We start from the raw sequence: 23,070 nt of genomic DNA, 5'->3' as shown, positions 1-23,070 counted from the left end.
GGGTTGCACTGGCACCGGCCACCTCGCCCGGCAGGCCATGTGTCAACGTGCCGGAGCGATCGGCCGGCGACCAGTCCTCACATTGAGGGACAGGCTGACGACAGGCCTGACGACGCAGTGTCCCCGCTCCTCGTCCGGCCGGTCGTCAGGCCCGGAGAGGGGCTCAGAACTGATCCGTGCCGACGAACTGGCGCTCCAGACGGTCCGCACTTCCACTGATCAGCGCAAGTGGCCGGTCGATCTCATTGGGATCTTGCGTTTTGCAGCGGCACCGAATGCCGCAAGGTCAGCATTGAGCCCACCAGCCCCAGGCCTCCGCACACCAAATTGCTGGCTTCCTTGAGCACGGTGCCGAGGTCAACTTGTGCGATTTCGGCGAAGGGCGATTCGAAGGTGACCCATTCTTCGGCACCATTCATGAGAGAAGACTTCCACACGAAGATGACCTGGCTTCGAAGGTCGCCGGTATTGAAGATCAATTTCACCATGGTGTCGTTTTGATCGGCGATCTTGTAGTTGCGGTTGACGTAGTCGACCAGGGACGCCCAGTTGGCCATGGAGGTCAGCGTCCGTGATGTCCTGCGTGCTCGTTGCATACGAGGCCGGTGTTGTTGCACTTGCTGCAGGTGAGCTTGCCGAACATGCCCGAAGCCCGGCAGCCATTGCAGCTCGGGCAGTCACGCTGTGGGCGGTGACACTTCTTGCAATCCATCGATTCGTCCTTTCGAGATTCGAGTACGCACCGGCCGGCGAATATTCGGAGGGAGGGTCCCATCCCTAAAGGTGAATGATGCAAGGAGCGGGAAAGCCCCCCACTTTGGGGGACAAATTCCTGAATGCCAGCCGTCCTGGCCATTGCCATCGGCTAAAGGTTGCGTTTCGCTTCTCGGGCAGGGGTGTCCCCAAAGATGGGGACATCCGTCCGGGCATTGCCCTGCCTAGAGTTGGCGGGACATCACGCTGCTGCGATTTGGACGTGGTGCTGACCACCGCGAAGGACTGGTGAACCGCATGGGCGATCCCTGGTCGACGGACGACCTCAGGCTTTCCGACCCCGATGCCTACCCCGCCCCTGGCCAGCCCACATCCGGAGGGGCGGCACCCGGCTGGGCCGGTGGCGCCGCGACGCCCCTCTATCCGGCGTTCGGCACGACACCCGCTTCCGCCTCGCCCGCCTACCCGGCCTTCGGCACGATACCCGGTTCCGCCGCGCCCACCTTCCCATCCGCGATGCCCGCCCAAGACTTGGCGCCCTGGGCCCAGCCGTCGACTCCGGTGCCCTACGCGACAGCTGTCGCCGTTGGGGAACAGAGGAGAGCGACAAGGACGCCACGCCGCGGCCGACTCGGGCTCACCGCCTTCGGCACTGTGCTCCTGGGCACCGTGGTCGGCGGCTTCCTTCTCTACCAGGCCATTGCTTCCGTGAGCCTGATCTCCAAGGATCCATTGGGCGACGGGTTGCTGTGGCTCACCGGTTGGGTGGGGATGGACGTGATCATCACTATCGGCCTGATCATTGCGGTGATCGCCCTGATCCGCGGATCCCGCCGCGGTCTGGCCGGCGTCGCCCTCGCTCTGGGCGTATTCGTCACGCCCTTGGTCTTCCTCGGGGCGGTTCAACTCGGCGCCGACGTGGTTCAGGAGCGCGTACGCACGCAACTCGCGGGGACCGCGGGGGCCGCCGGCACATCCGTCATGGCCTATGCGGACGAAAACGACATCGACCTCGGTCCCTTCCGGCCGATCTTCGACGCCCTCCTCGATGACGGCCGGTAGGCCACACCCCACGACGTTCTTCGCTCCTTCGTCACTTCGGTACTTCCGCGGGACCCGGACCCCTGACGACGTTGCGTAATCAGGTTCATGTCTGAGACTGCGGCCACCCTCACACGGCCGGGCCCGAGCCCACGCGGGCGCACAGCCCTACCGTGGACGCCATGCGCGCGATCACCATTCCCGAGCCCGGCGGGCCCGAAGCCCTCGTCCTCGCCGATGTGCCGACCCCTGAACCCGGGCCGGGCGAGGTGCGCATCCGCGTGGTCGCTGCGGGCGTCAATCGCGCCGACGTCATGCAGCGGCGCGGCTTCTATCCGCCCCCACCCGGCGCCTCGCCCTATCCGGGCCTCGAAGTCAGTGGCGTCGTGGACGCTCTCGGGGCCGGCGTCACACAGTGGTCGGCCGGCGATCAGGTCTGCGCGCTGCTGACCGGCGGCGGCTACGCCGAGAACGTCATCGCGCCCGCCGCGCAGTGCCTACCCATCCCCACGGGGGTGTCGGTCACCGACGCCGCCGCCCTGCCCGAAGTCGCCTGCACGGTCTGGTCCAACGTCTTCATGACCGCGAATCTCACTGCGGGAGAAGTCTTGCTCGTCCACGGCGGGTCGTCCGGCATCGGCACGATGGCCATCCAACTCGGCCGGGAAGCCGGCGCTCGCGTCGCGGTCACCGCGAGCAGCCGCACCAAGCTGGACGTATGCCGTGACTTGGGCGCCGAGATCCTCATCGACTACCGCACGGAGGATTTCGTCGAGCGGGTCCGGGCCGCCACCAACGGTCACGGGGCGGACGTCATTCTCGACAATATGGGCGCGAAATATCTCGCCCGCAATCTCGACGCCCTCGCTCTCGACGGGCGCCTAGTCGTCATCGGTCTGCAAGGCGGCGTCAGTGCCGAGCTCAACCTCAGCCTGCTGTTGAGCAAGCGCGCTGCGGTCCACGCGACCTCCTTGCGTTCACGGCCACTGACTCAGAAGGCGGCGATCGTCGCGGCCGTCCGCGAGCACGTGTGGCCACTGCTCGAGGCGGGCCGGCTGCGGCCCGTTATCCATGCGGCATACCCGCTCGCCCGCGCAGCGGAAGCGCACCAGGAGATGGAAGCCAGCGGCCACATCGGCAAGCTGCTCCTCCATCCCTGACGCGCGCGGGCCCCACTCGCCTGGCCGCGCAACACGCGCCTCACACATCACAACCGCATCGCTTGACGCGCCTGCATACCCGGTATAGTCTCGCGGTGTTCGCCCTAATACTCGGTATGCACGCCGAGTCAGGGGCCGCACGACGCCAGGAGCCACGATGTCGGTCAAGTTGGGATTGCTCGCCCTCCTCGCCGAGGAGCCGATGTACGGCGCTCAGTTGCGCAGCGAGTTCGAGGCGCGCACCGGCGGCACCTGGCCGCTGAATGTCGGGCAGGTCTACACGACCTTGGCCCGGCTCGAACGCGACGGCCTGGTCGAGCAGGACGCGCAGGCCGACGAGGAGGGCCGCATCCTCTACCACCTGACCGTGCTCGGCCGTGGTGAGGTGCAGCAGTGGTGGCAGACCCCGGTGCGGCGCGACGAGACGCCCCGCGATGAACTGGTCATCAAACTCGCGATCGCCGTCACCACCCCGGGCGTCGACGTGCCGCGGGTGGTCCAGACCCAGCGCACGGCGACCGTGGCTCACCTGCGCGACCTGACGCGCCTGAAGGTGCAGGCGGCCGACCGCGAGCAGGCCGCCGGTGCCACCGAGAACGACCTGGCCTGGGTCCTCGTCCTGGAGAACCTGATCTTCGCCGCGGAGAGCGAGGTGCGCTGGCTCGACCACGTCGAAGCCCGCCTCGCCAGCGAGGCACGCAAACCCCGGACCCGCACGTATGCCCGCCCGGCCGGGCCCGGGCCCTCAGGCGGCGCTCGTCCCTACTCCCGAACCACCGTCGACACCGCACCTATGCAGGGGGCCCCGCAATGACTGCACCAATCCTTCGCCTGACCCATGTCACGCGTACCCACGGCGACGGCGACACCGCCGTCCTCGCCCTTCGCGGCGTCAGCCTCGACGTCTTCCCGGGCGAACTGGTGGCCGTCATGGGCCCCAGCGGCTCGGGCAAGTCGACACTGCTCAATCTCGCCGGCGGCCTCGACAAGGCCTCGAGCGGCGAAGTCTGGATCGAGGGCCAGGAGCTCGGCTCGCTGAGCGCCCTGCAGCTCGCGGCCCTGCGCCGCCGCCGGGTCGGCTTCGTCTTCCAGGACTTCAACCTCATCCCCTCGCTCACCGCCAGCGAGAACGTCTCTCTCCCACTGGAATTGGACGGCACATCCGTTCGCGAGGCGCGCGCCGCAGCCGCTGCCGTCCTGGAGACCGTCGGCGTCGTCGAACTGGCCGATCGCTACCCCGACAAGATGTCGGGCGGGCAGCAGCAGCGCGTCGCCATCGCCCGCGCCCTCGTCGGCGATCGCCGCCTCGTCCTCGCCGACGAGCCCACCGGTGCCTTGGACTCCCACACCGGTGAGGGTGTGCTCCGCGTCCTGCGTGAACGCTGCGACTCCGGCGCCGCCGGCCTTCTCGTCACGCACGAAGCCCGGCACGCCGCCTGGGCGGACCGGGTGGTCTTCCTGCGCGACGGCGTCGTCGTCGACACCACCGGCCCCGCCGAGGTCGCCGAAGACCTTCTCGTCGCCTCGGAGCACTGAGCCGTGACCACCTCCATCATCGAGCGTCCTGCCGCGCCCGAGGCACCTGCACCCCCGAGCCGATCGGGCAGCCGCTTCCAGCGCTGGCTGGCCAGTTGGCGGGTCTCACTGAAGATGGCCCGTCGCGACGCCCTGCGCTACAAGGGCCGCAGTGTGCTCGTGCTGATCATGGTCGCGCTGCCCGTCGGCCTGATCGTCGCCGGACTGACCTTCGCCAGCACCAGCACGCGCAGCACCGCAGAGAAACTGCCCTGGCTGCTCGGCAACGGCCAGGCCATCATCCTCGGGATCTCCCCCGATGTCGTCGAACAGGGGGTGGACGGCAACAACAGCTGGTCAACGTCCGACGGGACCGAGCATCCGCCCACGGCCAAGCGCATTCCGGGCCTGACCGACGACGGCACGCTGGCGCAACGGACCAAGGCCCTCGGCGCTATCGTCCCCGGCACGCTCGTCCCGGTGCAGACCGGCGAGTTCCGATGGACCGACTTGACGCGGCGGCCATACGGCACCGTGATGTTCATCGACCCGAGCGTCGATCTCGGCCCCAAGCTGCACCTCGTCTCCGGTCGGTGGCCGGCGTCCAATGACGAAATCGTCGTCACCCCCGCCGGCCTGCACAACGGGCTGCCCGGAGACGGCACGCTTGAGCTGAACGCCGGGGAAACCCGGCGGCAGATCACCATCGTGGGTATCGCGGACGTTTTCGACACCGACATGGGCATGCCCTATGCCATGACAACGGCCGCGTGGGACGAGCGGAATGTCTACAGCACCTCGTGGATCGTCAAACGCTCCACGCCGATGAGCTGGGCGGAAGTCCGCAAGCTCAACGGTTACGGATTGGCGATCACCAGCGCCGATGTCGTGGCGCACCCCCCGCCGGCCTCGGAAATGCCCGGTCAGGGATATGACGCCCAGCGGCAGATGGACACCGAGACCAAGGTGATGGCCGCCATCTTCGGCGCCGTGCTCTTCTTGGTCACCGCCCTGCTCGTCGGCCCGGCCTTCGCGGTCAGCGCCGGCCGCCAGCGCCGGTCGCTAGCGCTCGCCGCCAGCAATGGCGCCGAAGTGCGGCAACTGCGCCGCTCGGTGCTCGCCGGCGCCCTCATTCTCGGCGTCCTCGCCGCCGTTGCTGGGGCCGCGCTGGGGGCGGCCTCGGTGGCGGCGGGGGCGGCCGTATGGCGCGGCATCCGTCCGTGGTCGACGCTGGTCGGTCCCTTCGACATCCCGATGATCGCGGTCATCATCGTGCTGATCTGCGCGGTGCTCGCCGCGTTGACGGCCGCGATGATCCCGGCTCTGCGGCTTGGCCGCCTCGACATCGTGGGCGTGATGAAGGGGCAGAATGTCTCGCCCCCGCACAACCGCATCCTGCCGTTCGTCGGCCTGGCCCTGTTCGCCCTCGGCGCTGCCGGGCTCTTCCTCGCCGTCACGGCCAATGCCACGGCGCCCGGCGTCGCCGGGGTTTTCGGGCTCGTCGGGGGCGCGATCTGCGTGATTCCGCTCGGCCTGGTGTGGGCCGGCCGGCTGGCCGGTCGCTTCCCGGTGGCCGTTCGGATGGCGACGCGTGATGCCGCCCGGCAACGTCACCGCTCCGCCCCTACGGTGGCCGCATTGATGGCAGGGGCCGCGCTCCTGGCGACCTTCGCGATCGCCCTGGAGAGCAACTCCCGGTTCGAAGCGAAGCATTACCAGCCACAGACGGTTGCTGGGGAAGGCACCCTGTGGAGTGCCGAGTCGGAATACCCGACTCTCATCAAGCAGATCACCACCCTGGCGCCCACCTGGCGGGTCGTCGAGGAACGCGCGGTCCAGGGTGACTACACCGGGAACACGGCACCGACGAGCGAGCCCTTCGTCGTTGTCGTCCCACCTGGGTGCAGCACAGCCCAGGCGCTTCCTCAGCTGGACGACGGCAGTGCCCCACCCCCGGAACAGCCCGCTGCGGATCCGTGTCGCACGGTGACCTCCATCGGCTATCTGCCCGGTGCCACGCGATATGGCGTGACGGTGGTTCCGGCCGCCGAGATCGCCAGGCGCCTGCAGTTGCCGAAAGCCGATGCGGCCGCGGTTGCCGGTGGCGCGGTGCTCGTGGGCGACGAAGCCCTGATCAAAGGCGGAACCGTGACCCTCGCCATGGGCTCGGCCACGAACGACCCGAAGTCCGGCACGCAGTCCGACCCCAAGGTCACCACGACCAAGCAGGTGCCGGCGATCGCGATTTCGGAATCGGCCTACCAGCGGGCGGCCGTGGAATCGCGCACCGGGTTGGTGATCCCGACCGAGGTGGCGGGCGATATCAACCTGCAGACGGCGCCGAGCAGTCTGCATGTCTACGACACGCGCGGAGCAATCACCAAGGCCGACCAGAAGAAGGTCGCCGAGCAGCTCGCGAACTCCGGTGTCAACGTCGAGCGTGGCTACGAGCGACCCGACAAGTGGCTGATGCTCGGCGTGCTCGGCATCACCGGCTTTCTGCTGGTCACGGTCACCTTGATCAGCACCGCGCTCGCCCTTGCCGAGCAACAGGCCGATATGGGTACCCTCGCCGCTGTCGGGGCAACCAAGGGCACCCGTCGGCGATTCGCCGCCGCCCAAGCCGCCACCGTCGCGCTCCTGGGTGGACTCCTCGGTATCGCGATCGGACTGGTTGCCGGCGTCGCGATCGCCTGGCCGACCACGACGACGTGGTGGGACGACCTCGGGCCGCACAAGGTCGCGCCGACGATCGGCATTCCGGTCCTACCGATCCTGATCATCGTGCTCGGTGTCCCCCTGATCGCGGCCACCATCGCCGCAGCGAGCATCCGTCGCGCGCCCCATGTCACTCGGCGCGGCAACTGACCGCTCGCACCCTTGAGCCGAGAACGGATCGTGCAGCGCGCATCCCCCCTCACCGGGCGCGCGCCGCACGATCCGTTCGGCACGTGGCGGCGGGCCGCACGGGGGTGCGGGAGCCGCACTCGTAGCGTAGAAACGCGGGGCGCGGGCGACAAGTCCACCACCTGGGGGACACGGATGGTTGAGTGACCCCGTGACCGCCCCCACCCGCCTGCGCGACGACCGCGACTTCGTCCGCTACTGGGGCGCCCGGCAGGTGTCGGTCATGGGGTCGCTGGTCACCGCGGTCGTCATGCCGGTGCTCATCTATCGCGTCAGCGCCTCGCCGGCGTTGACTGCGCTGACGACCGTGCTCGAGGGGCTCCCCTACGTCCTCTTCGGGCTCTTTGCCGGCGCGCTCGCCGACCGGCTCGACCGCAAACGCCTGATGGTTCGCACCGACCTGGTGTGTGCCGCAGCGATCGCCTCGGTCCCGATCGCCTATGAGGCCGGCGTGCTGACGATTCCCCATGTGCTCGGCGCGGCCTTCGTCAGCCAGGCAATGTTCACCCTCTTCGATGGGGCGGCCTTCGGGGCACTACCGACGCTCGTCGGGCGCGACCGGATCGGCGAGGCGAATGCCGCGATCTGGGGTTTCGGCGGGGTGCTCGATCTGTCGGTGCCGATGGCCGTCGGAATCGCGCTGGCCGTCGTCCATCCCGCCGACCTGCTCCTGATCGACAGTTTCAGCTTCGTCGCCTCGGCCGTCTTGTTGGGCAGTATCCGTCGCCCGATGACGGGGGATCGCTCGCGGGCTCCCGCCTTCTCGGCGCGCCAGATCCGCGCCGATGTCGGCGAGGGCCTCCGCTTCCTCTGGGCCCACACCGGCGTGCGGGCGATGACCGTGATCGGGATGCTGCAGTCCATGGCCGGCGCCGGTTTCATGGCCCTCGCCGTGCCGTATGCCGATCGCCTCCTCCACATCGGAACATCCGGTCTGCGATTCGGCATGTTGTTCGCGGCCTGGGGAATCGGCGGGATCATCGCCGCGGCGCTCACGCCCCGGCTGTTGCGAAAGCGCTCAACCGCGTGGGTGACCCTGGCCTTCATCCCCGCCTCGGCCGCAGCCGGGGTCGCCGTCGCGCTCAGCCGACACTGGATGCTCGCCACCTCGCTGATGATCGCCTGGGGCGTCGCCTATCAAGTCGTCATCATCAATGCCCTCACCTATCGCCAGCAGGTGACTCCCGAGCACCTCCTGGGCCGGGTCAACACCGCGGGACGCATGCTGTCCTATGGCGTGGGCTGGACGGGTGGCGCCCTGGCCGCAGGAGCCCTTGTCGGGTGGTTGGGACTGGCGAGCACGCTGGTGCTGATGGTCGCAATCGGGGGGCTCGCCGCGGCATACGGCTGGGGGTCGTCGCTGCGCGGCGTGGCCTCCGAGCGCTAGCGTGGGTCAACCAAAGGGAATGCTGCCCGCGGGTGGCGCTCGATCCGGAAGGCGGGCAGATGAGCACGACCGTATGGACGCAGACCGACCTGCTTCGTGAGCTCGACCAGGTTGTCGAGGGCGAGCTCAACCGGCACATGAAGGTGGCCAAGGAGTGGTTCCCGCACGACTACATCCCGTGGTCGGACGGCCGCAATTTCGACGGATTGATGGGGGGCGAGCCGTGGAGCCCAGACGACGCACCGCTCAGCGATGTCGCCCGGTCCGCGCTGATCGTCAACCTGCTCACTGAGGACAACCTGCCCAGCTATCACCACGAGATCGCGATCATCTTCGGTCGCGACGACGCGTGGGGGGAATGGGTGCATCGCTGGACTGCCGAGGAGGGCCGGCACGGCATCGCGATGCGCGACTACATGACCGTCAAGAGGCTCGTCGACCCGGTCCAGCTGGAGCGCTTCCGGATGACGCACATGGGCACGGGCTACACCTCCAGCCACTCCGGCGACATGATGCGCTCCTTGGCGTATGTCAGCTTCCAGGAGTTGGCGACGCGGATCTCGCACCGCAACACCGGCAAATACACCGACGACCCGATGTGCGAACAGTTGCTCCAGCGGATCGCGGCCGACGAGAACCTCCACATGATTTTCTATCGCAACCTGCTCGGGGCGGCCCTGGAACTGGCCCCGGACCAGGCGATGTGTGCGATCCGCGATGTCGTGACCGGCTTCCAGATGCCCGGCACCGACATCCCGGGCTTCCAGCGCAAGGCCGTCGAGATCGCCGTCGCCGGGATCTACGACCTGCGCTCGCACCACGACGATGTCGTCGCCCCCGTGCTGCGCTTCTGGAAGATCTGGGACGTCGAGGGCTTGGGCGCCGACGGCGAGCAGGCCCGGACCGAGCTCGATGCCTTCATGGCCGACTTGGACAAGCAGGCGTCCCGCTTCGAGGACAAGCGCGACACCCTGAAGTCCCGGATGAACATCGGCTGACGCAGCCTGACCCCCGGATCGCACACCGGCATCCCGGGCAGTCGGTCGGCGCCCTGCCGCGCGGCGGTAGCGGCCCCGGCCGGGGACGGGTGGCAAGATGACGGGCTATGACGCAATCGCCAGGTGAGGACTCGGCCCCCCGGACGATGGGCACCGATGACGGCAACCGGATCGTCGTTCTGACCCCCGAGGGCATGGGCGTCGTCGAGTCGGGCGACGGCGGGCGCAACCCGTCCGACCTGGTCGAACAACCGGCCAAGGTGATGCGCGTGGCCTCAATGATCAAGCAACTGCTGGACGAGGTTCGCAGCGCCCCGCTGGACGAGGCCGGCCGCGCGCGCCTGGCCGAGATCCACCAGCGCTCCATCGCCGAACTCAAGGACGGCCTCGCCCCAGAGCTCGTCGACGAACTCGACCGGCTGGCGCTGCCCTTCGGGGCCGGGACCACGCCGAGCGATGCGGAGCTGCGCATCGCCCAGGCCCAGCTGGTCGGCTGGCTCGAAGGCCTCTTTCACGGCATCCAGGCGGCGCTGGTCGCGCAGCAGATGGCCGCGCAAGCGCAACTGCAGCAGATGCGCCATGCCCTGCCACCCGGTCACCCCGCGGCGACGGGTGAGCAGGCGCAGGCCCCCCAGGCCGGTATGCCGATGCGCCCCGGCGGCCCGCCGGAGGCCGGTGGCACCGGCCAGTACCTCTGATCAGTCCGCGACCGGAGGCCGCTCGCACCAGCCAGCACCTCTGATGCGGTCGCGACCGGAGGACTGTGGCACCGGCCAATACCTCTGATCCGGCGGCCCGCCGCGCCGGGCAGGGGCTGAACCCGGGCTGAGAACGATCAGGTGTCGGCGGCGGCCGCCCGGCCGGCGGCCCGCCCCGAGAACAGGCAGCCGCCGAGGAACGAGCCTTCGAGCGCGGCATACCCGTGCACGCCACCGCCGCCGAAGCCGGCCGCCTCGCCCGCGGCATACAGGCCGGGAACGGGGTCTCCGGTGACGGACAGCACCCGCGCGCCCAGGTCGGTCTCGATGCCGCCGAGACTCTTGCGGGTGAGCACATGCATCCGCACGGCAACGAGCGGGCCATAGGCCGGGTCGAGCAACGCGTGGGGTGGGAAGGCTCGCTTGCTGATCCGGTCGCCCCGATAGGCGCGCGCATTGTGCAGCGCGACCACCTGCGCGTCCTTGGCGAAGGGATTACCCAACTGGGCGTCGCGGTCACGGACCAGGCGCTCGATCGCGGTGGCGTCCAACAGGGTGCTGCCGGCGAGCCCATTCATCTTCGCGACGAGCGTCGCGATGTCGTCGGCCTGCAGGAAATCCACGCCGTGATCAAGGAAGTTCTGCAGCGCCGGCCCGACCTCGGTGCGCGCGCGCCTGAGCACGGCGGGGATCGAACGACCGGTCAGGTCCGGGTTCTGCTCCGACCCCGAGAGCGCGAACTCCTTGCCGGCGACCGCCCGATTGGTGAGCACCCAGGAATAGTCGAAACCGCTCTGCCGCAAGTGCTTTAGCGTCGCCAGCGTGTCATAGCCGAGCCAGAGGGGCGCCGGGAGGCGCCGCCCGCGGGCATCGAGCCACAGCGAGCTGGGCCCGCCGAGGATTCTGATCGCGTGCCCTGGCCAGATCGGGTCCCAGTTCTCGATGCCCTCGACGTAGTGCCACATCCGGTCACCGTTGATCAGCCGTCCGCCGGCGGACTGGACCACCGGCTGCATGCTTCCGTCGACATAGGCCGGGACGCCCGTGTGCATCCTCGCCGGCGCCGTCCCGAGGCGCGCGGGCCACTGAGCGCGCACCAGATCGTGGTTGCCTCCGATGCCGCCGGAAGTCACGACGACCGCTCCCGCACGCAACTCGAAATCCCCCACTGGCTCACGCGAACTGGCCACCCCGCGGGCGGCGGCGTCGGGCGTCAGACGCACCCCGCGCACGCCGGCCACTCGGCCGGACTCGATGATCAACTCCTCGACGCGGTGCCGGTCGTGAAGCACCACCCGGCCCGTCGCGATCGCCGCACGCACCCGCTCCTCGAACGGAGCCACGACCCCGGGGCCGGTCCCCCACGTCACGTGGAAGCGCGGCACCGAGTTGCCGTGACCCCCGGCGCGCCCACCGCCGCGCTCCGCCCAGCCGACCAGCGGGAACCAGCGCATGCCTATCCCGGCGAGCCAGGACCGCTTCTCGCCGGACGCGAACTCGACATAGGCCCGCGCCCACCGGCGCGGCCAATGATCCTCCGGGCGGTCGAAACCCGCTGTGCCGCACCAGTCCTGCCAAGCCAACTCGACGCTGTCCTTAATCCCCATGAGCCGCTGCTCGGGGCTCCCGACGAAGAACAGACCACCGAAGGACCAGAACGCCTGACCGCCGAGATTGGCCTGGCTCTCCTGATCCACGAGCGCGACTCGGCTGCCCGCGGCGACTGCTTCGGCCGTGGCGACCAAGCCGGCCAAACCGTGGCCGACGACGATGAGGTCCGCGTCCATACCGTTGATATTACCCACGGGTAGGAGGGCACGAGAGACGTGTCTTCCCCTTGGTAACCAGGGCGGCAGGTGCTCAGGTCGTCAGGTCGCTCCTGACGATCCGCACCCCGTCGTCGCCGACCACCGCGCGGACGTATGCCAGGGTGGGCACCACCGCGTCCGCGTTCGGGTCGGCGACCAAATCCGCATACGCCGTGGTTGTGGTCACCGCCAGGGTGGCGCACCCCGCGGCTCGCGCGGCCGCGAGGCCGGCGGGTGCGTCCTCGACAACGAGGCAAGCGCCGGGGTCGACGCCGAGGCGTTGTGCCGCAAGGACATACGGGTCCGGCGAGGGCTTGCCGTGGACAACATCGGAGGCAGTGACGACCACATCGGGGGCCGTCAGGCCACTGACCTGAATACGGGCCCGCGCGAGGCGATCAACGCCCGAGGTGACGATCGCCGATCGTCCGGTGCCAGCCAGCGCGTCCAGAAAGGACGCCGCCCCCGGCAGGGCGGCGATGCCCTCCACATCAGCGATCTCCAGGTCGGTGATCGCCTGCTCGGCCTCGGCGTGCTGCTCCGGCGGGAGGAAGTGCGCGATCAGCCCGCGCGCCGGGACACCGTGCCAGCCTTGCAGGTCGGCCAGGGTCAGCCCGTAGGTGCCGGCCCACGTCGCCCAACTGCGCTCGACCGAGGGCGTGGAGTCGATAAGCGTGCCGTCCAGGTCGAACAAGACGGCAGCGAATCCGCGACTGACAAGGGCGTCGAGGCCGTCGATCAGCGGCGGCGAGCGGTCCGGCTCGGGCTCCTGGGTCAGCACATCCGGCGAGCCAGTCGACGACTGCCCGGCGGTCACGCCGGCGAATCGGCCGGCGGCAGCGCGGCGTCCGCCGTCGGCCCAGCAGCGTCCGCGGGGACGGCAGCGGTCAGGGCGGCCTCGATCCGGGCGATCACGGCGCGCTCCTCGTCGCTGACGCCCTTCGAGGCGTTGGCGACGGCATCGCTCGCCGCCCGGATGACCTCGCGATAGCCGGCCGCAGCTGCCGGGTCCTTGGCATCGAGCAGCGCCGTCGCCTGGCGCAGGGTGTCCAGGACCTCGGCGTCGACCTGCTCCGGGGTGCCGCGGGGCGGGCTGACGAAGCCCCCACCGCGCAGGAGGTCGCGCACGGACTCGGGGGCGGCGGCGAGGGCCTGGGATCCGGCCATCGACTCCTTGAAGGTCGAGAAAAACCCGGGGTCGGCCTTGGAGACCAGGGCGATGGCCCCGAAGGCTCCCAAGCGGATGGTGTCGTGCTCGGACTCGGTGAACTCGGTCATACGGCAACTATGCCGTCTCGGCCCGCCCGGGTGGTTCGGTACGCGCCCGGCCACGCTATTTGGCGACGATGGAGGCGACGACGTTGATGGTGCTGGCAAGGACGACGGCGCCGAAGACATAGGACAGCAGGCAATGGCGCAGGATCACCGAACGGATCGCCGGGTTGGTCACCGCGGTGTCGGAGACCTGATAGGTCATGCCGAGGTTGTAGCCGAAGTAGAGGAAGTCGCGGTAAGCGGGCGGTTGCTTTTGGTTGAAGTCGATTCCGGAGCCGGTGTCGTCGGCGTAATAGAGGCGGGCATAGCGCGCGGAATACATCAGGTGCAGGCTGGCCCAGGCCATGAAGACGCCGGCCAGGGCGAGCGCGGCGGCGAGTTGGGCGGCGGCCGAATTGCCCAGGAGGACCAGGACGCCGATCGCGACCAGCCCACCGATGGCCGCGACAACCACGATGAGTTCCTCGACGCTTGCGCGGACGTCCTCACGGCGGGTGTTGCGGCGGGTGAAGTCGGCGTCCATCGGCCAGAGCGTCGCCCACCCCCAGGCCACGAACGCCCCGTGGCCGGCCGTCACGGCGGCCAGCAGCCCGATGGCCGTGTCGAAAAGGACGCCGATGACGGCGCCGGCGAGCACGCCGATTACGAGTGATCCGAGCAGGCGGGTGGTCGCGGAGCTGGGAAGGGGGTCGCCGCTCTCGGTCATCAGCGCTCCAGGGGATCGGTGGGGAGAGAGTTGTCGGTGCCGTCCGCAAGCATGGCCGTATGCGTGATCGCGACCTTCTCGATGTCGGCCAGACACGCGCGTCGCGCCGGCGGGAGCACGACGCGCGTGACCCGGACGCGCACCCGTTCGGCGCGTGGGTGGCCAGTGACGAGCACCTCGACCTCGTCCGAGGCGAGGTTGTCGGTGCTGGGAGCGGAGGCTGCCGGGGGCACGACGCGGCCGCGCAGGAGGTGGGCGGCATACGGGCCGAAGACGCGCAGCACTTCGGTGACCGCCGCCTGGACCACTGGGGATTGGGTCGCGACCCCCCGTAGGTGCTCCGGCGGGGTGCGTCCCGCCAGTTCTTCACGGGCGACGGCATTGGCCGAGGCCGCGTCGAGATGGCCGAGGTAGGTGCCGGTCGGCAGGACGATCAGATTGCCGCTGAAGCGATCCCCACCGAGGTGGCTGCATTCCCAGACCAGTTCGGGCCATTCGGTCGCCAAGGCGGCGGCAACCGGTCGGCCGCGGACGGCGCAACATTGATCGTGCGTGCCGTGCGTGCACACCAGCAGGCGGGTGGTCGCCGGCAGGGCCAGCGGCCCGTCGCTATCGAAGGCGGCGATCGCGTCCTTCAGGTCGGCGGGCCGGCTGCCATCGGCCGAAGTCCAGTGACCGGCCGACTCGGTCCCGGTCGCCGCGTCGACGACGACCCACGTGCGCTCGCCCGCCTCGGTGGCATGGCCGGCGCCCGCAGGTCCGTCCGGGGCGATGGCCCCGGATGGTCCGTCCAAGGTCCCTGTTCCGGCAGTTCCCTCCCGGACGTTGGCGCCGGTTGACATGCGCGACCCACTCGCGAGATCGACCCCCACTGTGCCGGCAGGTCCCTCCGAGGCGTTGGCGCCGGTTGGTCGCCGGCCGGGCCGTCGCACGAAGAGCACCCGCCCGTGCCGGCGCTCCACAATCCCGGCCAGCGTTTCGCGGGCACCACGGATGTCGCGGGAGTTGAGGACCTTCTCCGACCAGGCGGCCGGGACCTCCAGCAGCAGCCAGCGCTGGGTCGGGGGGGCTGAGGCGATCAACGGGTCGGGGCGCCGGCGGGCGCCGTTTGAGCAGGGTTCGCGACGATCCCCGGGCCCCGGAGATGTCGTCCTCGCGCTCATCCCGTGAGGCTATCCCGGCCTTAGCCCTTGCCCCCGTCGACAGCCATCGAGCGGCTCCGGGCATTCGGCCTCCGCGTGTTGGGGCTCCTGGGCGATTTCGGTGTCCGAGTGCACTCCCGATGCGCGGTAGGTGCGCGCTCGACGGTGAAGCTTCAGCCCTGGGTGGTGTCGAGCTAGCGTCGAACGACGGTCGCGATCCCGCCGAGCACCAGGCGGCGGGCCAGGTCGATCCCGCTCTCCCGCACGGCGATTGTGCCGCCGGCCAGCAACTGCTCGACACCAGCAAGTTCGCCGGCGGCGACGGCGAACTGGCCGGCGCGGCTGACAACTTCGGCGGCCCCGTCCGCATTCGGCTCGGTCAGCACGGCGGCGAGATGCGGACGCAGCGTAAGGATGTCGTCGGGGCCGAGGGCACCCGCGGCCACCACGCTCGCGATGGGCGCCACCGGAGCGGCGCGCTGCGCAGCCCGGTGCGCGAGTTCGGTCTGCGGCAGAACATCGGCCGGCGTAGCGCCGGCGAGAACGGCGATCAGTCGCTCGCGGACGGACTCGAAGTCGGACGCGGGCACGCGGTCGGCGTGGCCTGCGTCGGCCGAGATCGGCAAGGAGCGGCGGACTTCCGGGTCGTCCGCGAGGCGAGCCACGGCATACGTGATCAGTCGTTCGAGCAGGTGGTGACGCGTCCAGGCGTGGATGCCGATGGTCACGTGCGTGCTGATCTCGCCCAGCGCGGTCGCGGCATGGAGATAGCCGCGGGGCAGATAGAGCACATCTCCCGGCGACATCGTCACCTCCAGGAGCGGCTTCTCCTGCCCGGCCTCGGCGACGGCAGCGCGACGCTGCTCCCACGGCTGGGTGCGCAGCGGCATGCTGAGGACGGGCTGCCTGATCTGCCACCGCTTCTGGCCGGCGATCTGAATGACGAAGACGTCGTGGACGTCGTAATGCGAGCTGAAGCCCGTGCTCTGCGCCGGCGTGACATAGGCGTTGACCTGGACCGGGTGCCCGAGATCGGTGCCGAGCTGACCGGCGAAGTCGATGAGCGGCCCCCACGTACGGTGCAGGCCTTGCAGGACGAGCGTCGACCCGTCGGCGAACAGCCGCAACAGGCGATCGTCGCTGAGCTGATCACGGATGGCAGCGCCGACCCCGCCCGGTGCTGTGAACTCGGCGTCGCCGAGCGTGCGGCCGTCCTTGGCAACACGCAGGAAGGGCGTCCGTAGACCGCGCTTTGCCATGAGTTCGTCGGCGGCGTCATTGCTGAACAGATCGTCGAAGGCCGCGCCGAGCTCGGCGGCCGTCGACAGCTTCGGGGCGCTTCCCCAGTACTTCTCGGCGAATTCGTCGGTGCTGATCGCCAATAGGCGCGCCAGAGCGGGACGGCGGTTGCCCGCCGTCCCGCCGGTCATTGCGAAGTCGGTCACGTCGTCGTCACGATCGGACGCGCCTTGCCGTATGCCGTTCAGGCTCCGCCGTCCGCGCCACCATCCGCGCCGCCGTCGGCACCACCATCCGCACCGCCGTCAGCACGGCCATCGCCACCGCCATCAGCCCCGCCATCGGCTCCGAAGTCAGCCCCGCCGTCAGCCCCGCCGTCCGCGCCGCCGTCGGCACCACCATCCGCGCCGCCGTCAGCCCCGCCGTCACCACCGACACCGGCGCCACCGTCGGCGCTCAGACCGGCCACTGCCGGCGACTCCTCTTCCATGGTCTCCAGAGGCACATCCGTGCCCTCGCCCGGTGCACTGCTCATCGTCTGCTCCCTTCATTGGGTGGGATCGTGCTCGCGCCCGCGGCGCACCTCAATGTCTACCGGCCCGGCGATCGATGCGGCGGATAAGGCGCTGGGCAATCGAGACAATGCCCAGGCCGGGAGCCCTGTCGGTGGCCCGACCTAGACTTCGCGCCATGACGGCAGACGCACGCACCTACGACATCGTTCTCTTCGGGGCCACTGGCTTCGTCGGCAAACTGACCGCGGGTCATCTGGCCAAGACCGCACCACCCGAGGTGCGCATCGCGCTCGCTGGACGCAGTCGCGACAAGCTCGAATCCGTCCGAAGCGGACTCGGCCCTGAGGCTGCGCAGTGGGCGATCGTCGTTGCCGACGCCGGAGACGATGCGGCGATGGCGGGCCTCGCGGCCAGCACCAAGGTCGTCGTGACCACCGTGGGTCCCTACGCCAAATACGGCATGCCCTTGGTCCGAGCGTGCGCCGAGGCGGGCACGCACTATGCCGACCTGACCGGTGAGGTGCTCTTCGTGCGCCGCAGCGCGGACGGCGTCGACGACTTAGCCCGCTCCAGTGGTGCCAAGGTCGTGCACGCCTGCGGTTTCGATTCCATCCCGTCCGACCTGGGTGTACTCCTGACCGCGGAGCGCGCGGCCGCCGACGGGCAGGGCGAGTTGGGCCAGACCGTCAACTACGTGCGTCAACTGCGTGGTGGATTCAGCGGCGGCACGATCGACTCGATGCGAACGCAGGCCATCGAGAGCGCCGCGAACGCCAGCGACCGCAAGATCGTCGCCGACCCTTACGGCCTAAGCCCCGACCGTGGCGCCGAACCCTCGCGCGGCGGGTCGAAGCGCGCCAAGGCCAGTTCACCGATCGACGTTCTCAAGGGCGTTGCAGGCGCCTTGCCCGTGCGCCGGACGGCCGACGGGCACTGGACCGGACCCTTCGTCATGGCCTCCTTCAACACCCGGATCGTGCGACGCAGCAATGCCTTGCTCGGCCATGCCTACGGCCGTGGCTTCCGTTATCAGGAGGTCATGGATTTCGGCACTTCCGTCATGGCCCCGGCAATGGCCGGAGCCTTTACCGCGGGCCTGCTCGGCGTCGCCGGCGGGATGTCGTTCGGGCCTACGCGGACGATTCTCGACCGGGTGCTCCCCAAGCCGGGCGAGGGCCCGAGCGTCGAGGCGCAGGGCCGTGGCCGGTTCCGCATGGAGATCGAATCGACCACCACCACGGGCGCGCGCTATCGCACGACGGTCGCCGCGAAGGCGGACCCCGGCTATTCGGGCACGGCGATCATGCTCGGTCAGTCCGCGCTGTGCCTGGCTCTCGACACCCTGCCCGACCGCGCGGGCGTGCTGACTCCGGCAACCGCCATGGGCGATGTCCTCGCCGAGCGCTTGCGCATCCAGGGCTTCACGCTCACCACCGAGCGTCTCGACCCCGCCGAGACCGACGCGACGAGCGCAGACGCGACGACAACAGACGCCACCACGGCCGGTGACGCGCGCGCGGACGCGAGCTGACGGCATACGGCAATGAAGCGGTTTCTAGCCGGGATGGCGACCATGCTCGTGCTGGTCGTCGTCTTCGGCTTCGTCGCCGCGAGCCGACTCGGTTCGGTCGGCTCGACGACCCCGCACGCCGCCCCGATGGGGCCGGGGGTGAGCCCAAGTGAGCCACCGACCGATCTCTCCCCGGACGAGACCTGGCTCGGCGATGTCGACCTGACGTCGTCGGCGCTGGTGACGCCGGACGGCCCGCTGCGCGATGTGCACGCCACCGGGACCAATGTGCGCGTCACCAAGGCCGGCTTGCGCGTGGGCGCGGTGACGCTCGTCGCCACTTTGCCGTTCGCCGTGGCCGCCGAGCAGGTCGGCCATGATGTGCGCCTCTACGACGCCGGCGGCGGACTGGCGGCAGTTGCGCGCACGGCCACTGTCCTCGGCCAGGATCTGACGATCCGGGCCACCGGCAAAGTCAGCGCGGAGGGTGGCGATCTGGTGATCGTGCCGCAGACCATTGATATCGGCATGCCCGGCGTGATCAATGACGCGCTCAGCGGTGTGGTCCGCGAGTTGGTGACGGTGCGCCAGAGTGTTCAGGGTCTGCCGCCCGGGCTGCGCTTGACCGCAGTCACCGTGGGGCCCAATGGCTTTCGGGCCACGCTGAAAGGCACCGATGTCACAATCGCCGGCAGCAGCAGTTGACCGCACGTCGCCCAGCTTGGGACGCCTCGCCGCGAGGGACTAGCGTGGGAGACGCACCGGCCGACGAATCGCTGACCAGGAGGAGACATGCTCGACGACAACCCCGTCACGGATCTGACCCAGGACCAATGCTGGGACTTCCTGGGGCAGCACGAGTTCGGTCGGCTCGCCTTCCACCTAGCTGGCGAGGTCCACATCACCCCGGTCAACTATGTCGTGGACGGCCAGCGCCTGATCTTCCGCACCGCCGAGGGCAACAAGCTGCTCGGGGTCACCATGAACAATGACGTCGCCTTCGAGGCCGACGAGTTCACCGACACCGAAGCCACCAGCGTCGTCCTGCGCGGCAGCGCCGAGACCCTCGAAGGCGACGAGGCGGACGCCGTCGACCACCTGCCGCTGCGTCCGTGGGTCGCGACCACGAAGCTCGTCGTTGTCGCTATCACGGTCAGCGAAATGAGTGGACGCCGTTTCGCGCTCCACAAGCCATGGGCGCACATGCGCTCGCAGTAGGCGCGCTACGCGCTCGGGACGTTTGTCTCGAGCTCGCCTAGCCAGGTGCGCGCCGAGACATCGGACGGCATACGCCAATCACCACGCGGTGACAGTGAGCCACCGCGGACCACCTTAGGCCCGTTCGGCAGCGCCGACCGCTTGAACTGGTTAGCGTGGAAGCGCTTGCCGAAGACCGTCATCCAATGGCGGATGGTCGCGAGGTCGTATGCCGTGCGCTTGGCATCCGGGTAACTCGGCGGCCACTCCCCCGCGGTTGCATCGGACCAGGCGTGCGTGGCGAGAAAGGCGATCTTGCTCGGCCGATAGCCGCGGCGCAGCACGTGATAGAGCGTGAAGTCCTGGAGGGCGTAGGGGCCGATCATTGCCTCCGTGCTCTGCGGCGTCTCACCGTCCGCGCTCGGCACGAGTTCAGGTGAGATCTCGGTGTCGAGGATCGACGTGAGGATCTCGCCCACGGCCGCGTCGAACTGTCCCGAGGTGACCACCCAACGGATCAGGTGCTGCATCAACGTCTTGGGCACGCCGGAGTTGACGCCATAGTGCGACATCTGATCGCCGACTCCATAGGTGCACCAGCCCAACGCGAGCTCGGACAGATCCCCGGTGCCCAGGACGATCCCGCCACGCTGATTGGCGAGCCGGAAGAGGTAGTCGGTGCGCAGGCCGGCCTGGACGTTCTCGAAGGTCACGTCGTAGACCGGCTCACCGCGGCCGAAGGGGTGGCCCATGTCCGTCAGCAGCTGGGTCGCTGCGGGGCGAATGTCGATGGTCTCGAACGAGACACCGAGTGCCTCGGACAGGGCGGTCGCATTGTTCTTGGTGTGGTCGCTCGTCGCGAAGCCCGGCATGGTGAAGGCGAGGATGTCGCTGCGCGGCCTGCCGAGACGGTCCATCGCCTTGGCCGCGACGATCAGCGCGTGCGTGGAGTCCAAGCCACCGGAGACGCCGATGACGATCTTCGGCTGGCCGATGCTACGCAGGCGCTGCTCCAGCCCGCTGACCTGAATGTTGTAGGCCTCGTAGCAGTCCAGGGCGAGGCGGTCCTCCTCGTCGGGGACAAAGGGGAAGCGGTCGACCTTGCGCCGCAGCCCCACGTCCGTCGCGGGGGGGTCAAGAGCGAAGTCGACGGTGCGGAAGTCAAGCCGCGCGGCGTGCGTGCGGCGATTGTCATCGAAGGTGCCCTGCCGCATCCGTTCCTGACGCAGCATGTCCAGGTCGATGTCGGCGACGCTGCGCCGAGGACCGTCGGGAAAGCGCTCGGTCTCGGCGAGCAGCGTCCCCATCTCATAGATCATCGTCTGCCCGTCCCAAGACAGATCGGTGGTCGACTCCCCTTCTCCCGCAGCGGCATACACATAGGCGGCGTTGCAGCGCGAGGAGGACGACTCGCACAGGAGGTTGCGGTCATACGACTTGGCAACGGTGATCGGGCTGCCGGAGAGATTGCCGAGCACGGTCGCTCCAGCGAGGGCCGCCTCGGCGCTTGGCGGGATCGGCACCCACATGTCCTCGCACACCTCGATGTGGATCGACAGGCCCCGGAGATCCCGGGCCCGGAAGATCAGGTCGGTGCCGAAGGGAATCTCCTTGCCCCGCAACGCGATAGACGCACGCCGTTGATCATCGCCCGGAGCAAAATGGCGCCGCTCGTAGAACTCGCGATAGGTCGGCAGGTAGGCCTTGGGTGCGATACCCAGGATCTCGCCCCGGTGAATGACGATGGCGCAGTTGAAGATCCGGTTGCCATTGCGCAGCGGCGCACCGATGACGATGACCGGGAGCAGGTCTCGGGTCTGAGCGACGAAGTGGTGGAGTGCATCCTCCGCGGCGTCGAGCACCGGGTCCTGGAGGAAGAGGTCCTCGAGCGAGTAGCCGGTCAGGCAGAGCTCGGGGAAGACGGCGAGAGCGACCGCGTCGGCGTCACACGCGCGCGCCTGGGCGAGCAAGGACTCGGCATTGGCGGCCGGTTCGGCGAGTTTGATGGGCAACGTGCACGCCGCGACGCGGGCGAAACCATGGGCGTAGGCCGACCGAAACTCCATAGCCGCGATCCTAGGCGCGGCGCCCCCGAACCTAACCTCTGCTGGCAGGGATTAGGTCACCTCAAGCAGGGTAGACCCTGCTGGACGTCACCTCACGTGTGCTGAGTCGGCCCTGGTTGAGCACCCGGCGACCAGTCAGCGGGGGCGCGGGGCGTAGTCCGGCTTGGCCGCGCCGGTCGCCACCTTGCGGGCGATCGCGGTGTTGCGCGCGAAGAGTAGGCGGGCCTGCTCGGCGCGCTCCCGGGCGAAGGTGCGGCGGGCGCCGGCGTGCCAGGTGTCGTCGAAGATCCGCTTGCTCGCGGCCACCGAGTCGGGCGAGCGCACAAGGATCGCATCGAGCAACTCGCCCGCGGCCGTATGCGGATCGCTCGCCACCGCCGTCGCCAGACCTAGTTGGGCGGCCCGCTCCCCCGAGATGATTTCGCCGGTCATCGACAGCCGCTTGGCGATATCGATGGGTATGAGTTGCGAGAGGGCGTGCACGCCGGACATATCGGGGACCAGACCCCACTTGCTCTCCATGACCGACCACTGCGCGTCCGGCGTGGTGAACCGGAAATCCGCGGCCAGCGCGAGTTGGATCCCCGCGCCGAAGCAGGTGCCGTGGACGACCGCGATCACCGGGACAGGGATCCGGCGCCAGGCCCAGCAGGCCTCCTGAAAGAGGTTCGTGCCCCGCCACGGCCGCGGCAGGAACCCCTTGACAAAGCTGCCCTTGGCATCGGCGAGGACGCTCAGGTCGATGCCGGCGCAGAACGCCTTGCCGGTGCCGGCCAGGACGACGGCGCGCAATGTTCGATCCTTCGCCAGCCGGTGGGCGGTGTGCTGCAACTCGTGCAGCAACTCGGTGGACAGGGCATTGCGCTTGTCCGGTCGGTTGAGCCGAACGTACGCGACCCGGTCCGCGATCTCACAGGTGAGGACTGGAGCACCTGGTGCGCCCCCAGGGGTTGCGGGCGCGGTAGGTGTTGGCCCGGTTTCGACGGAGGACGTTTCAGCAGACACGCCGGGCATCGTAGGCACGCTCCCTGCCCACTCACGGCCGCGGGTAGCTCACGTCACACCGGCCGAACGGCATACCGGAACGATCGGCTAGAATGCCGGCGACTGCAACCAACGTGAGGACACGATGACCCCACCCACGCAGATCACGCCCGCCGAGCGAAGCGCGAGCACGGTGGCGCACGGCATA

21 protein-coding genes are annotated in these 23,070 nt (G+C 69.1%); 11 read left to right on the top strand and 10 right to left on the bottom strand.

What is annotated here, in order from left to right:
• Positions 1–242: 242 nt before the first annotated feature.
• On the bottom strand, positions 243–557 hold the full coding sequence (locus ABD209_RS05770) for a hypothetical protein (RefSeq protein WP_344063389.1): 315 nt from the start codon (positions 555–557) through the stop codon (positions 243–245).
• A 454-nt stretch (positions 558–1,011) separates the two neighbouring features.
• Between ABD209_RS05770 and ABD209_RS05765 the strand changes: the two genes are divergently transcribed.
• The 8 genes from ABD209_RS05765 to ABD209_RS05730 all read left to right on the top strand — a co-directional run bounded on the left by ABD209_RS05765 (position 1,012) and on the right by ABD209_RS05730 (position 10,420).
• Entirely contained in the window at positions 1,012–1,776 is a 765-nt protein-coding gene (locus tag ABD209_RS05765) for a hypothetical protein (RefSeq protein ID WP_344063386.1), read from the top strand.
• Between the two features lie 161 nt (positions 1,777–1,937).
• Positions 1,938–2,915 carry an NAD(P)H-quinone oxidoreductase gene (locus tag ABD209_RS05760; protein ID WP_344063383.1) on the top strand — a complete coding sequence of 326 codons (978 nt, stop codon included), beginning with the start codon at positions 1,938–1,940 and terminating at the stop codon, positions 2,913–2,915.
• 157 nt (positions 2,916–3,072) lie between these two features.
• Positions 3,073–3,729 (top strand): PadR family transcriptional regulator, encoded by a 657-nt coding sequence (locus tag ABD209_RS05755; RefSeq protein WP_344063381.1) that lies wholly within the window; start codon positions 3,073–3,075, stop codon positions 3,727–3,729.
• A complete protein-coding gene (locus ABD209_RS05750; RefSeq protein ID WP_344063378.1) occupies positions 3,726–4,451 on the top strand; it encodes an ABC transporter ATP-binding protein in 726 nt (241 codons plus the stop codon). Before ABD209_RS05755 ends, ABD209_RS05750 begins: the two co-directional genes overlap by 4 nt.
• A gap of 3 nt (positions 4,452–4,454) precedes the next feature.
• Positions 4,455–7,298: an FtsX-like permease family protein gene (locus ABD209_RS05745; protein ID WP_344063375.1), complete on the top strand. Its 2,844-nt coding sequence runs from the start codon at positions 4,455–4,457 to the stop codon at positions 7,296–7,298.
• Positions 7,299–7,488: 190 nt separating this feature from the next.
• On the top strand, positions 7,489–8,724 hold the full coding sequence (locus tag ABD209_RS05740; RefSeq protein ID WP_344063372.1) for an MFS transporter: 1,236 nt from the start codon (positions 7,489–7,491) through the stop codon (positions 8,722–8,724).
• A 59-nt stretch (positions 8,725–8,783) separates the two neighbouring features.
• Positions 8,784–9,722, top strand: coding sequence for an acyl-ACP desaturase (locus tag ABD209_RS05735; RefSeq protein ID WP_324388461.1), 939 nt, complete (start codon positions 8,784–8,786; stop codon positions 9,720–9,722).
• Positions 9,723–9,829: 107 nt separating this feature from the next.
• The gene (locus tag ABD209_RS05730; RefSeq protein WP_344063368.1) at positions 9,830–10,420 is read left to right on the top strand and encodes a bacterial proteasome activator family protein; all 591 of its coding nucleotides are present in this window, start codon (positions 9,830–9,832) and stop codon (positions 10,418–10,420) included.
• A gap of 137 nt (positions 10,421–10,557) precedes the next feature.
• On the opposite strand, the gene ABD209_RS05725 is transcribed toward ABD209_RS05730, so the two are convergent.
• The 7 genes from ABD209_RS05725 to ABD209_RS05695 all read right to left on the bottom strand — a co-directional run bounded on the left by ABD209_RS05725 (position 10,558) and on the right by ABD209_RS05695 (position 17,125).
• Complete coding sequence (locus tag ABD209_RS05725) at positions 10,558–12,207, bottom strand: FAD-binding dehydrogenase (RefSeq protein WP_344063365.1); 1,650 nt, start codon at positions 12,205–12,207, stop codon at positions 10,558–10,560.
• A 73-nt stretch (positions 12,208–12,280) separates the two neighbouring features.
• Positions 12,281–13,045, bottom strand: coding sequence for an HAD-IA family hydrolase (locus tag ABD209_RS05720; RefSeq protein ID WP_324387671.1), 765 nt, complete (start codon positions 13,043–13,045; stop codon positions 12,281–12,283).
• Positions 13,042–13,506, bottom strand: coding sequence for a hypothetical protein (locus ABD209_RS05715; RefSeq protein WP_344063362.1), 465 nt, complete (start codon positions 13,504–13,506; stop codon positions 13,042–13,044). The genes ABD209_RS05720 and ABD209_RS05715 overlap by 4 nt, the downstream gene beginning before the upstream one ends.
• Positions 13,507–13,561: 55 nt before the next feature.
• Complete coding sequence (locus tag ABD209_RS05710) at positions 13,562–14,209, bottom strand: DUF1345 domain-containing protein (RefSeq protein WP_324387667.1); 648 nt, start codon at positions 14,207–14,209, stop codon at positions 13,562–13,564.
• Entirely contained in the window at positions 14,209–15,291 is a 1,083-nt protein-coding gene (locus ABD209_RS05705) for a sucrase ferredoxin (RefSeq protein ID WP_344063359.1), read from the bottom strand. The genes ABD209_RS05710 and ABD209_RS05705 overlap by 1 nt, the downstream gene beginning before the upstream one ends.
• A 254-nt stretch (positions 15,292–15,545) precedes the next feature.
• Positions 15,546–16,796, bottom strand: coding sequence for a cupin domain-containing protein (locus tag ABD209_RS05700; protein WP_344063356.1), 1,251 nt, complete (start codon positions 16,794–16,796; stop codon positions 15,546–15,548).
• A 38-nt stretch (positions 16,797–16,834) separates the two neighbouring features.
• Positions 16,835–17,125: a hypothetical protein gene (locus ABD209_RS05695; protein WP_344063353.1), complete on the bottom strand. Its 291-nt coding sequence runs from the start codon at positions 17,123–17,125 to the stop codon at positions 16,835–16,837.
• A 155-nt stretch (positions 17,126–17,280) separates the two neighbouring features.
• Here ABD209_RS05695 and ABD209_RS05690 point away from each other — a divergent pair, with 155 nt between their 5' ends.
• The 3 genes from ABD209_RS05690 (at position 17,281) to ABD209_RS05680 (ending at position 19,833) form a co-directional block, all read left to right on the top strand.
• Positions 17,281–18,636 (top strand): saccharopine dehydrogenase family protein, encoded by a 1,356-nt coding sequence (locus ABD209_RS05690; protein WP_344063350.1) that lies wholly within the window; start codon positions 17,281–17,283, stop codon positions 18,634–18,636.
• Positions 18,637–18,648: 12 nt separating this feature from the next.
• Complete coding sequence (locus ABD209_RS05685) at positions 18,649–19,320, top strand: LmeA family phospholipid-binding protein (protein ID WP_344063346.1); 672 nt, start codon at positions 18,649–18,651, stop codon at positions 19,318–19,320.
• Positions 19,321–19,407: 87 nt separating this feature from the next.
• Complete coding sequence (locus ABD209_RS05680; protein WP_344063343.1) at positions 19,408–19,833, top strand: pyridoxamine 5'-phosphate oxidase family protein; 426 nt, start codon at positions 19,408–19,410, stop codon at positions 19,831–19,833.
• Positions 19,834–19,838: 5 nt separating this feature from the next.
• On the opposite strand, the gene ABD209_RS05675 is transcribed toward ABD209_RS05680, so the two are convergent.
• Both ABD209_RS05675 and ABD209_RS05670 read right to left on the bottom strand, forming a co-directional pair.
• Positions 19,839–21,878, bottom strand: coding sequence for an NAD(+) synthase (locus tag ABD209_RS05675; protein WP_344063340.1), 2,040 nt, complete (start codon positions 21,876–21,878; stop codon positions 19,839–19,841).
• A gap of 135 nt (positions 21,879–22,013) precedes the next feature.
• On the bottom strand, positions 22,014–22,883 hold the full coding sequence (locus ABD209_RS05670; protein WP_344063337.1) for a crotonase/enoyl-CoA hydratase family protein: 870 nt from the start codon (positions 22,881–22,883) through the stop codon (positions 22,014–22,016).
• Positions 22,884–23,070 lie beyond the last annotated feature (187 nt).

The organism is Nostocoides vanveenii, assembly GCF_039531165.1.
Lineage (GTDB): Bacteria > Actinomycetota > Actinomycetes > Actinomycetales > Dermatophilaceae > Nostocoides_A > Nostocoides_A vanveenii.
The sequence above is the reverse complement of the archived record's forward strand: the minus strand, read 5'-3'. Positions and strand labels throughout refer to the sequence as shown.

Bases quoted from the DNA above. Each gene is read 5' to 3' on its own strand.
- ABD209_RS05725 (WP_344063365.1), bottom strand. From the start codon at position 12,207: ATGGACGCGGACCTCATCGTCGTCGGCCACGGTTTGGCCGGCTTGGTC.
- ABD209_RS05695 (WP_344063353.1), bottom strand. From the start codon at position 17,125: ATGAGCAGTGCACCGGGCGAGGGCACGGATGTGCCTCTGGAGACCATG.
- ABD209_RS05765 (WP_344063386.1), top strand. From the start codon at position 1,012: ATGGGCGATCCCTGGTCGACGGACGACCTCAGGCTTTCCGACCCCGAT.
- ABD209_RS05750 (WP_344063378.1), top strand. From the start codon at position 3,726: ATGACTGCACCAATCCTTCGCCTGACCCATGTCACGCGTACCCACGGC.
- ABD209_RS05685 (WP_344063346.1), top strand. From the start codon at position 18,649: ATGAAGCGGTTTCTAGCCGGGATGGCGACCATGCTCGTGCTGGTCGTC.
- ABD209_RS05755 (WP_344063381.1), top strand. From the start codon at position 3,073: ATGTCGGTCAAGTTGGGATTGCTCGCCCTCCTCGCCGAGGAGCCGATG.
- ABD209_RS05680 (WP_344063343.1), top strand. From the start codon at position 19,408: ATGCTCGACGACAACCCCGTCACGGATCTGACCCAGGACCAATGCTGG.
- ABD209_RS05690 (WP_344063350.1), top strand. From the start codon at position 17,281: ATGACGGCAGACGCACGCACCTACGACATCGTTCTCTTCGGGGCCACT.
- ABD209_RS05730 (WP_344063368.1), top strand. From the start codon at position 9,830: ATGACGCAATCGCCAGGTGAGGACTCGGCCCCCCGGACGATGGGCACC.
- ABD209_RS05735 (WP_324388461.1), top strand. From the start codon at position 8,784: ATGAGCACGACCGTATGGACGCAGACCGACCTGCTTCGTGAGCTCGAC.
- ABD209_RS05710 (WP_324387667.1), bottom strand. From the start codon at position 14,209: ATGACCGAGAGCGGCGACCCCCTTCCCAGCTCCGCGACCACCCGCCTG.
- ABD209_RS05715 (WP_344063362.1), bottom strand. From the start codon at position 13,506: ATGACCGAGTTCACCGAGTCCGAGCACGACACCATCCGCTTGGGAGCC.
- ABD209_RS05760 (WP_344063383.1), top strand. From the start codon at position 1,938: ATGCGCGCGATCACCATTCCCGAGCCCGGCGGGCCCGAAGCCCTCGTC.
- ABD209_RS05675 (WP_344063340.1), bottom strand. From the start codon at position 21,878: ATGGAGTTTCGGTCGGCCTACGCCCATGGTTTCGCCCGCGTCGCGGCG.
- ABD209_RS05770 (WP_344063389.1), bottom strand. From the start codon at position 557: ATGGCCAACTGGGCGTCCCTGGTCGACTACGTCAACCGCAACTACAAG.